Source organism: Tsukamurella conjunctivitidis (assembly GCF_007858475.1).
In the GTDB taxonomy this organism is placed as follows: Bacteria; Actinomycetota; Actinomycetes; order Mycobacteriales; family Mycobacteriaceae; genus Tsukamurella; species Tsukamurella conjunctivitidis.
This window is the reverse complement of sequence record NZ_VIGX01000010.1, coordinates 105583-114071: the sequence shown is the minus strand read 5'-3', so window position 1 is coordinate 114071 and position 8489 is coordinate 105583. Positions and strand designations below refer to the sequence as shown.

General features: G+C 71.6%; 10 protein-coding genes. 4 read left to right on the top strand and 6 right to left on the bottom strand.

Annotated elements, in window-relative coordinates:
* Positions 1–515 precede the first annotated feature (515 nt).
* Genes tyrS through FK530_RS16945 form a run of 6 tightly spaced genes read right to left on the bottom strand, consistent with a single transcriptional unit; the run spans position 516 to position 5389 of the window.
* On the bottom strand, positions 516–1784 hold the full coding sequence (gene tyrS / locus FK530_RS16970; RefSeq protein ID WP_146488160.1) for a tyrosine--tRNA ligase: 1269 nt from the start codon (positions 1782–1784) through the stop codon (positions 516–518).
* Positions 1774–2970: a hypothetical protein gene (locus tag FK530_RS16965; protein WP_146488159.1), complete on the bottom strand. Its 1197-nt coding sequence runs from the start codon at positions 2968–2970 to the stop codon at positions 1774–1776. Before FK530_RS16965 ends, tyrS begins: the two co-directional genes overlap by 11 nt.
* A gap of 60 nt (positions 2971–3030) precedes the next feature.
* Positions 3031–3615 (bottom strand): DNA-3-methyladenine glycosylase, encoded by a 585-nt coding sequence (locus FK530_RS16960; RefSeq protein ID WP_146488158.1) that lies wholly within the window; start codon positions 3613–3615, stop codon positions 3031–3033.
* On the bottom strand, positions 3612–3818 hold the full coding sequence (locus FK530_RS16955; protein ID WP_146488157.1) for a Trm112 family protein: 207 nt from the start codon (positions 3816–3818) through the stop codon (positions 3612–3614). Before FK530_RS16955 ends, FK530_RS16960 begins: the two co-directional genes overlap by 4 nt.
* Before the next feature lie 9 nt (positions 3819–3827).
* Positions 3828–4901 (bottom strand): NAD(P)-dependent alcohol dehydrogenase, encoded by a 1074-nt coding sequence (locus FK530_RS16950; protein WP_146488156.1) that lies wholly within the window; start codon positions 4899–4901, stop codon positions 3828–3830.
* Complete coding sequence (locus tag FK530_RS16945; RefSeq protein WP_146488155.1) at positions 4898–5389, bottom strand: DUF4334 domain-containing protein; 492 nt, start codon at positions 5387–5389, stop codon at positions 4898–4900. Before FK530_RS16945 ends, FK530_RS16950 begins: the two co-directional genes overlap by 4 nt.
* A gap of 107 nt (positions 5390–5496) precedes the next feature.
* Here FK530_RS16945 and FK530_RS16940 point away from each other — a divergent pair, with 107 nt between their 5' ends.
* The 4 genes from FK530_RS16940 to FK530_RS16925 all read left to right on the top strand — a co-directional run bounded on the left by FK530_RS16940 (position 5497) and on the right by FK530_RS16925 (position 8470).
* A complete protein-coding gene (locus tag FK530_RS16940; RefSeq protein ID WP_146488154.1) occupies positions 5497–6285 on the top strand; it encodes an SDR family NAD(P)-dependent oxidoreductase in 789 nt (262 codons plus the stop codon).
* Between the two features lie 84 nt (positions 6286–6369).
* Positions 6370–7101, top strand: a complete 732-nt coding sequence (locus tag FK530_RS16935) for an ABC transporter ATP-binding protein (RefSeq protein ID WP_146488153.1) — start codon at positions 6370–6372, stop codon at positions 7099–7101.
* Positions 7098–7856 (top strand): ABC transporter permease, encoded by a 759-nt coding sequence (locus FK530_RS16930; RefSeq protein ID WP_205124217.1) that lies wholly within the window; start codon positions 7098–7100, stop codon positions 7854–7856. The genes FK530_RS16935 and FK530_RS16930 overlap by 4 nt, the downstream gene beginning before the upstream one ends.
* Positions 7853–8470, top strand: coding sequence for a TetR/AcrR family transcriptional regulator (locus FK530_RS16925; RefSeq protein ID WP_146488152.1), 618 nt, complete (start codon positions 7853–7855; stop codon positions 8468–8470). Before FK530_RS16930 ends, FK530_RS16925 begins: the two co-directional genes overlap by 4 nt.
* Positions 8471–8489: the final 19 nt, after the last annotated feature.

Below are 8489 nucleotides of genomic sequence, written 5' to 3'. Positions count from 1 at the left end.
GTCACCCAGTCAAACTCACTGGGCTGACCCGCTCGGAGCAACCGTTCAAGCTTAGCAGATCGGATTTCCGTGTGCAACTCGCTCTCGCGGGCCACCCTCGGAAGCGCTTCACACCGCACAACCACACACTCGAACCCTCCCGACCGCACCAAGCGCTCGACAGTGATGTTCGTTTATGGGGCTGGCTGCTCGAAGCAACCGTTCCAGCTTATGTCGGAGGCGATCTCGGTGTCAAACCGGGGCCGACTCCATGTTGTCAAAGCTGTCCGCGTTTCTACCGCCTGACCTGGGCTTTTCGGCCCCGTCCTGGTCGGTGTCGCGCTGACTTCGAATAAGTTACGCACCGGGAACGTCAAGCACAAATCCGCAGGTCAGCGCGTAACGTGCTGTTCATCTGCCCTGGTCAGAGGGTCGAGAGGGTCGAAGCACCGTCGAATCACACATTTGTGACCTGCAGCACAAAGGCCGCCCCGCGTGGATTCACGGGGCGGCCTCAGTGGTTATGACCAGGTGTTTCAGTCGAATCGAGCACCGGCGAAGTTCTTCTTGCCCCGCCGGAGCACCAGCCAGCGTCCGTGGAGCAGATCGGTAGCGGCCGGCTCCCAGTCCTCGGACTCCACCTTCACGTTGTTCGCGTAGGCGCCGCCCTCCTTGACCGCGCGACGAGCGGCTCCCTTGGACTCGCAGAGTCCGGATGCGGCGAGCAGATCGACGATCGTGCGCGGCTCACCCTGCGCCACCTCGACGACCGATGCCTCCGTGAGCGCGGCCGCGAGGGTGGACTCGGGCAGATCAGCCAGCTCACCCCGGCCGAACAGCGCCTGCGCGGCGAGTTCCGCCGCACGGGTGTGCTCCTCTCCGTGCACCAGGGTCGTCATCTCGGCGGCGAGCCGTTTCTGCGCGGTGCGCTTGTGCGGCGCCTCCGCCGTCTCGCGCTCCAGCTCCGCGATCTCCTCCTGCGTGAGGAAGGTGAACCAGCGCAAGTAGCGGATGACGTCGGCGTCGGCCGTGTTCACGAAGTACTGGTACCAGGCGTACGGGCTGGTCATCTCCGGGTCGAGCCACAGGGAACCGCCGCCGGTGGACTTGCCGAACTTCTTCCCGTCCGACGACGTCACGAGCTGCGTGGTCAACGCGTGCACGTGCCGGCCGTCGATCTTCCGGTTGAGATCCACGCCCGCGATGATGTTGCCCCACTGGTCGGAGCCGCCGATCTGCAGCGCCGTCCCGTACCGGCGCGCGAGCTCCACGTAGTCGTATGCCTGCAGCAGCATGTAGCTGAACTCGGTGTAGCTGATCCCGTCGGACTCGAGACGCCGCTTGACGGTGTCGCGCGCGAGCATCACGTTGATCGAGAAGTGCTTGCCCACGTCGCGCAGGAAGGTGGGCACGTTCATCTGGCCGTGCCAGTCGAGGTTGTTCACCAGGATCGCGGCGTTGTCCCCGTCGAAGGAGACGAAGCGCCGCAACTGGGTGTCGATCTTGGCGGCCCACTCGGCGACGGTGTCCACCGAGTTCATCACGCGCTCCCCCACGTCCCGCGGGTCGCCCACCTGTCCCGTCGCACCGCCACCCAGGACGATCGGGCGATGTCCCGCCTCCTGGAAGCGACGCAGGGTCAGCAGTTGCACGAGATGGCCGGCGTGCAGCGACGAGGCAGTCGGATCGAACCCGGCGTAGAGGGTGATCGACCCCGAGGCGAGGCGCTCTCGGAGCGCGTCGATGTCGGTGGATTGCGCGATCAGGCCGCGCCAGGACAGTTCCTCGAGGATGTCAGTGCTCACCGGACCATTGTGAACGAACGGCCGCCTCCCCGAGGTCGCCACCCTGGAGAGCGGTCACCAGCAGTTCCCGGTCTGCGGGGCCGCCGCCCCGGGTGAACATCACCAGATCGCCGTGCACCAGCTGGTTCACGAGCAGGTCCGCGACGGCGCGGGCGGCCGCGGCCGCGTCGGTCAGGCACGCTGCGCCCGATGCCGAGGCGATCGCCACCAGGTCGGCGATCATGACCGCGGCCGGCTCATCCTCGTACTCCGGCGCGAGTTCGGCGATCACCGCGCCGCCGCGCACCGTCCACCGTGCGGTGATCGAGCCCATTGCGCCGAACCGGTCGAACAGGCGCTCCCAGTCGTCGAACGGACCGCGCAACCAGGCCGGCTTCGGCACGGAACCGCGGAGCAGGAGGGCGCCCGGCATACCGGTCCGGAGGTAGCCGGCCAGGAGTTCTCGCACCTCGTCGGCGGTCGACGGGGCCATCCGCGCCAGGTCCCACAACAAGCGTGACCGGGCGACGACCGCGGCGGTCCCGGCTCCGTCGGCGACCGTGATCAGGTCGCGTCGCTCCACGAACTCCAGATCGGCGAGCCCGTGCGGCAGGTCGAAGAAGCTCTGCGCCGCCGCAGCGGCGGCCGGCGGGAGGTCGCGGAGCCAGGGATCGATCCGCAGTCCGTGGACGCCGATGCCGCCGGCGGCGAGCTCGGCGCGCGTCATGGCACGCAGGAGGACGAACACCCCCGCTGCGACGATCACCGTCGCGACCAGCACGCCGATGCCGAAGACTGCGCCCGCCAACGACGCCAGCCACACCAGTCCGGCAGCGATGCCCGCCACGCCCATCCCGATCGCGAGGGATGCCATGCCCTCGACCGGGATCTGCGCGCTGTGCGCAACCCGCCGGTGCCGGTCGAGTTCGTCCCTGGCCCGCGCTGTGGCCGAATCGAGCCGGCGCAGCTCGAGCAGGCCGAGAATGGAGGTCAGCCGGGCCTCGGCGGCCGTCGCGAGCTGCGTCGCCGACCGCGCCTGCAGGATCGGCACCAGTGCCCATCCCGCCTCGACGAGGCCGACGGTCGTCGCGGGGAACGGCGCCCCCACGATGGCACGGGCCGCCTCCGCCTCGTCCGGCTGGGCGAAGGCCCGCGCGTGCACGGCGTTCAGGCCGCGGTCCCGGGCGAGCTCGTCAACGGCGTTCATGCCGCCAGTCCACCCGGACCCGCTTGGTCCGCGGTTGGCCTCCGCCAGGGGCGGCGCGGGTCAGCGGCTCACCGACGGGTGCCCGGCCAGCCACAGCCGCCACGGCAGGTCGACGGCCTTGCTGATCCCTATCCGGGGTCCGGACGCGACCGGACCCCGGCGAGCGGCGATCTCCAGGCGCACCGCGGAGGCCGGGGCGAGCACGTCGATCCCCTTGTCCGCCACGGTGATCCCCAGTGCCTGGCCGAGCCGGCCGGGGCCGGCGGCGAGGCGTGCATCGGGGTCGCGGACCGCACGCCGGTCGCGGACGAGCTCGATCCCGGCTTCGATGGCGGCGGCGCGCAGCAGCACTCCCCCGCCCTCGCCGTCGGGTCCCGCGGTGATGTTCACGCACTGGTGGATGCCGTAGGACAGGTAGACGTACAGGTGGCCGGCGGGCCCGAACATCACCGCATTGCGCGGCGTCGGCCCCGGGTAGGTGTGCGCGGCGGGATCGGGCCAGGGCCCGTCGGCGGGAGATCCGTACGCCTCCACCTCGACGATCCGGGCCCGGACCCCACCCACGTCGAGCACGGAGCCCAGCACCAGCCGCGCGGCTGCGAGCGGATGCCCGGACAGGCGCTCCCGCGCCCGGCCCGGGGTCACTGCGCGGCGCGCGCCAGGATCGACTCGTGCTCCGCGTCGTCGACGTCGCGGGCCTCGCCGACGAGCAGCACCGGCAGGCCGTCCTCGATCGGATAGGCGCGACGAAGGCGCGGGTTGTAGAACAGCTCGTCCGGCACGTACAGCAGCGGCCCCTTGTCCTGCGGGCAGGCGAGGATCTTCAGCAGCGTCGCGTCGATGGCCATGGCGCCATGCTACCCAGCGGGGAGCCAGACGGGCTTGACCGCGGTGCCCTCGCGGGCCGCGGCCCAGGCCTCGTCGAAGTCGGTGAAGGTGGTCACCAGCCGGTCGACGGGCAGTCGGCCGGCCGCGACGGCGGCCGACAGCTCCGGGAGGAACTCCGACGGTTCCGAATCGCCCTCGATCACGCCGATCACGCGCAGGCCGCGGGCCATGATCACCATGACCGGCAGGTCCGCCGACGGCGCGCCCAACCCGACCACCGCGAGTGTGCCGCGCGGGCGCAGGGCGAGGATCGCCTGGCTGAGGACGTCGGCGCGCGCGGTGGTGTCGACGGCCGCATGCGCCCCGCCGCCGGTCGCCTCGATCACGCGCTGCGCGGCCTCCGGCCCCGCCTCGACCGCGTGCGTCGCGCCGAGCGACAGGGCGAGGTCGCGGCGGTCCTCCCGCGGGTCGACCGCGATGATCGTGGTCGCGCCGGCGAGCTTCGCGCCCATGACGGCGGCGAGCCCGACGGCACCGGTCCCGAAGACCACGACCGACTGCCCCGGCTGCACCTTCAGCGCGCGGGTCACCGTGCCGACGCCCGTCTGCACGCTGCAGCCGAGCGGGGCGGCCAATTCGAAGGGCAGGTCGCCGATCGGGACGGTGTTCCGGTCGGTCGCCAACGCCAGGCCCGCGAAGCTCGACTGGCCGAAGAACCCGCCGGTCACCGGGGTCTCACCCGATCGGATTCCGGGCAGGCCCAAGTAGTTGCGGGTGATCGACTGCTCGCAGTAGCCGGGCGTGCCGGCGGTGCAGAACTCGCAGGTGCCGCAGCTGTCGAAGGTGAGCGATACGCGGTCGCCGACGGCCAGGCCCCGCGCATCGGGGCCGAGCGCCTCGACGACGCCGGCGCCCTCGTGGCCCAGGATCACCGGCAGCCCCTGCTCGGGCCACTGCGCGGCGAGGGTCAGGTCGGTGTGGCAGACCCCGACCGCGTGGATCCGCACCAGCACCTGGTTTCCGGTCGGCGCCGGCACGTCGATCTCCAGGGGCGACGGTGCCTCGCCGGGCGCGGCGACGACCCGCGCGAGCGTGCCCGTCACCGGTCCGCCAGGCAGCCGCCGGACGTACCGGATGCGGCGTCTCGTTCGAGGTAGAAGTAGAAGTACGGCGCGGCCAGCTTCTTCCCGGTCATGACGCCCATGACCGTGTCGTCGTCGACCTTGGCGAAATGATCGATCACCGGCTGGCCGTCGTAGACCATCGACGCGGTCACCGTGCCGCCGAAGTCGATCAGCCGCAGCGAGGCCTCGCCCTTGCCGAGGGCGACGTTCGAGTACTTCTCGCCGGCGTCGTCCAGGCACACCAGCGGCTGCACGTCGTTCGCGGACCGGAAACTCTTGCCGTACCAGCGCGCCTTGCCGAGGGCGCCGTCCATCGGGTGCCCCGAGGGCAGCTCGCCGCCGTGCCAATCGCCGAGCATGAAGTCGATCGTGACGGGCTCGAGCTGCGCGAACAGCCCGGCGAGTTCGGCGGGTTCGGAGTGCTGTGGCTCGTCGATGAGCCCGCGGACGGTGCGCTCTGCGGTCATGCCGCGATGTTATCCGATGTTCTCCGACCGCAGGCCCGGAAACGGAACACGTTTCAGCGGAGCGAGGGGTGTGGCCCCGTCGCCGCGCACCGCCTAGGTTCGTCGACATGACATCCATCGCAGTAGTCACCGGAGCGGGCCGCGGCATCGGCCTCCGATTCGCCCACCGCCTGGCGGACGAGGGCCATCGTGTGATCCTCACCGACATCGACGGTGCGGCCGCCCGAGCGGCGGCCGCGCAGGTCGGACGGGACGCGGTCGGCCTCGCGCAGGACGTGCGCGACCTCGAGTCCCACCGCACCGTCGCGGAGCACGCCCAGGAGCTCGGGCGGCTGGCCGTGTGGGTGAACAACGCGGGCATCCTGATCGCCGGCGACAGCTGGGAGCACGCCGACGATCAGGTGACCGCGATCCTCGACGTGAACCTGCGCGGTCCGATCGGCGGATCCGCCGCGGCGGTGAACGCCATGGGCGCGCGCGGCGGGGCGATCCTCAACGTCGCCTCGCTCTCCGCCCTCTCGCCGGTGCCCGGTCTCGCCCTGTACGCCGCGACCAAGGCCGCCGTGCTGTCGTACACGACCTCGCTCCAGGGCGACCTGGACCACGCCGGCCTGCCGATCCGGGCCCGCGCGCTGTGCCCGGACGTGGTCCGCACCGCGATGGTCACGGCCCGGGAGCAGGATCCGGGTGCCGCTCTGCTGTTCGCCGGGCCGCGGCCGCTCGATGCCGACGACGTCGCGGCCGCCGGACTGCGCCTCCTGCGATCACGCCAGATCTTCCGGGTGGTGCCGCGCTGGCGCGGCGCCCTCGCCCGGTCGACCGACGCGGCGCCGTCCGTCGGTCTCGCCGCGCTGAGCGCGATGCGACGACTCGGCGATCGCAGGCAGCGCGACTGACCCACCTCTTGACGTCTCCGGAATCCCGGGCGCATAATTCACTCGACGATGAATTCATCGTCGAGTGAATTCTTTGGAGGCGCCATGACCAGTGCGATCACCCTGTCCGGGCTCACCGTGGTCCGCTCGGGCGCTACCGTCCTGGACGGCCTCGACGCCGAGATCCCCGCCGGCGCGATCACCGGTCTGCTCGGCCCGTCGGGCTCGGGCAAGACCACGCTCATGCGCGTGATCGTCGGCGCGCAGCGGATCACCGGCGGCGGCGCGACGGTGCTCGGCCGCCCCGCGGGCAGTCCGGACCTGCGGGCCCGCGTCGGATACACCACCCAATCCCCCGCCGTCTACGGCGATCTCACCGTCGCGCAGAACGTCGAGTACTTCGCGGCGCTCTACCCCGCGCGACGCGGCACCGCCGGGGCCGACGTCGCCGAGGCCATCGACGCCGTCGGGCTGGCCGCCCTCGCCGGTCGCCGGGCCGACGCCCTCTCGGGCGGGCAGCGCTCCCGCGTGAGCATCGCCTGCGCGCTCGTGGCGCATCCGGAGCTCCTCATCCTCGACGAGCCGACCGTCGGGCTCGATCCGCTGCTGCGCGCCGAGCTGTGGGAGCGGTTCGCCGCGATGGCCGCCGCCGGGACCACGCTGCTCGTCTCGAGCCATGTCATGGACGAGGCCGCGCACTGCGCCCGCCTCCTCCTGTTGCGCGAGGGGCGCCTGGTCGCCGAGCTCGCACCGTCGGACCTGCTGACGCGCACCGGCGCACCCACCCTGGACGACGCCTTCCTCGCGCTCGTCCGCGAGCAGGAGGCCACCGCATGAGCACCGTCCTGAATCCGAGCATCACCCGCGCGACGACGGTCCGCGTGCTGCGCCAGCTGCGCGCGGATCCGCGCACGATCGCCATGATCGTGGTGGTGCCGACGGCACTGCTGACGCTGATGTACTTCCTCTACCGCGATTCCCCCGGCGGCGCAGCGCTGTTCAGCCGCATCGCACTGGTCCTCCTGGGCGTTCTGCCGTTCGCCCTGATGTTCATCGTCACGTCGATCGCGATGCAGCGCGAGCGGGTCTCCGGCACGCTCGAGCGGCTGCTCACCACGCCGCTCGCCAAGGCGGATCTCCTGCTCGGCTACGCGATCGCCTTCTCGGCGGCCGCCACGGTGCAGGCCGCGGTCGCGACGACCGTAGCGGCCTACCTGCTCGGCATGGAGACCGCCGGGAGCGTGTGGCTGGTGGTACTGATCGCCGTCGTGGACGCCTGGCTGGGCGTCGCGCTCGGGTTGCTGTTCAGCGCCTTCGCCCGCACCGAGTTCCAGGCCGTGCAGTTCATGCCGATCGTCGTGGTGCCGCAGATCTTCCTGTGCGGGCTGCTCGTCCCGCACGACGCGATGCCCGGTTGGTTGCAGGGCATCGCCGACGTCCTGCCGATGACCTACGCGGTGAAGGCGCTCCAGGAGGTGGGTGCCCACGGGGCCGCGACCACCACCATGTGGACCTCGCTCGCGGTGGTCGCCGGTTTCGCGATCGCCGCCCTGGCCCTGGCGGCCGCCACCCTGCCGCGCAAGGTCGCGTGAGCGGCGCGGGCCGGAGGTCCGGCCGGCGCACGGGCAGCCCGGACACGCGGGCCGAGATCCTCGCCGCCGCCCGGGCCGCGTTCGCCCGCGGCGGCCTGGGCGGGACGACGGTGCGCTCGATCGCGGAGGCCGCGGGCGTGGATTCGGCGCTGGTGCACCACTACTTCGGCACGAAACAGGAGCTCTACCTCGCGGCGCTGGCGATCCCCGTCGACCCGGAGTTCGTGCGCGCACCGCTGCGCGAGGCACCGCTCGACGTCGCGGCCCGCACTCTACTGAGCGCGCTGCTGCCCATGTGGGACGGACCGCTGCGCGAGATCGGCGTCGCCGTGGTGCGCACCAACCTGGGCGCGGGCGGCGATCCCGCGATCGTGCGCGGTTTCCTCATGGAGCTGGTGCTCGCCGAACTGGTCGACCGGATCAACGCGGAGCACGGCGACGGCCCCGTCCGGGCGAACCTCATGATCGCGCAGGTGCTCGGACTCCTGGTCTCCCGCTACGTCGTCGGCTTCGAGCCGCTCGCCTCGCTCACCGTCGACGAGGTCGTCGACCTCGCCGCGCCCGCGCTGCAACAGGTCATCACCGGACCGCTCCCCCACCCCACCCGCGATTGAACGCCGTTTCTGCTCACGC

Excerpts from the sequence above, each read along its gene's own strand:
- FK530_RS16965 (WP_146488159.1), bottom strand. The coding sequence starts at position 2,970 with ATGAACGCCGTTGACGAGCTCGCCCGGGACCGCGGCCTGAACGCCGTG.
- FK530_RS16955 (WP_146488157.1), bottom strand. The coding sequence starts at position 3,818 with ATGGCCATCGACGCGACGCTGCTGAAGATCCTCGCCTGCCCGCAGGAC.
- FK530_RS16945 (WP_146488155.1), bottom strand. The coding sequence starts at position 5,389 with ATGACCGCAGAGCGCACCGTCCGCGGGCTCATCGACGAGCCACAGCAC.
- FK530_RS16940 (WP_146488154.1), top strand. The coding sequence starts at position 5,497 with ATGACATCCATCGCAGTAGTCACCGGAGCGGGCCGCGGCATCGGCCTC.
- FK530_RS16935 (WP_146488153.1), top strand. The coding sequence starts at position 6,370 with ATGACCAGTGCGATCACCCTGTCCGGGCTCACCGTGGTCCGCTCGGGC.
- FK530_RS16930 (WP_205124217.1), top strand. The coding sequence starts at position 7,098 with ATGAGCACCGTCCTGAATCCGAGCATCACCCGCGCGACGACGGTCCGC.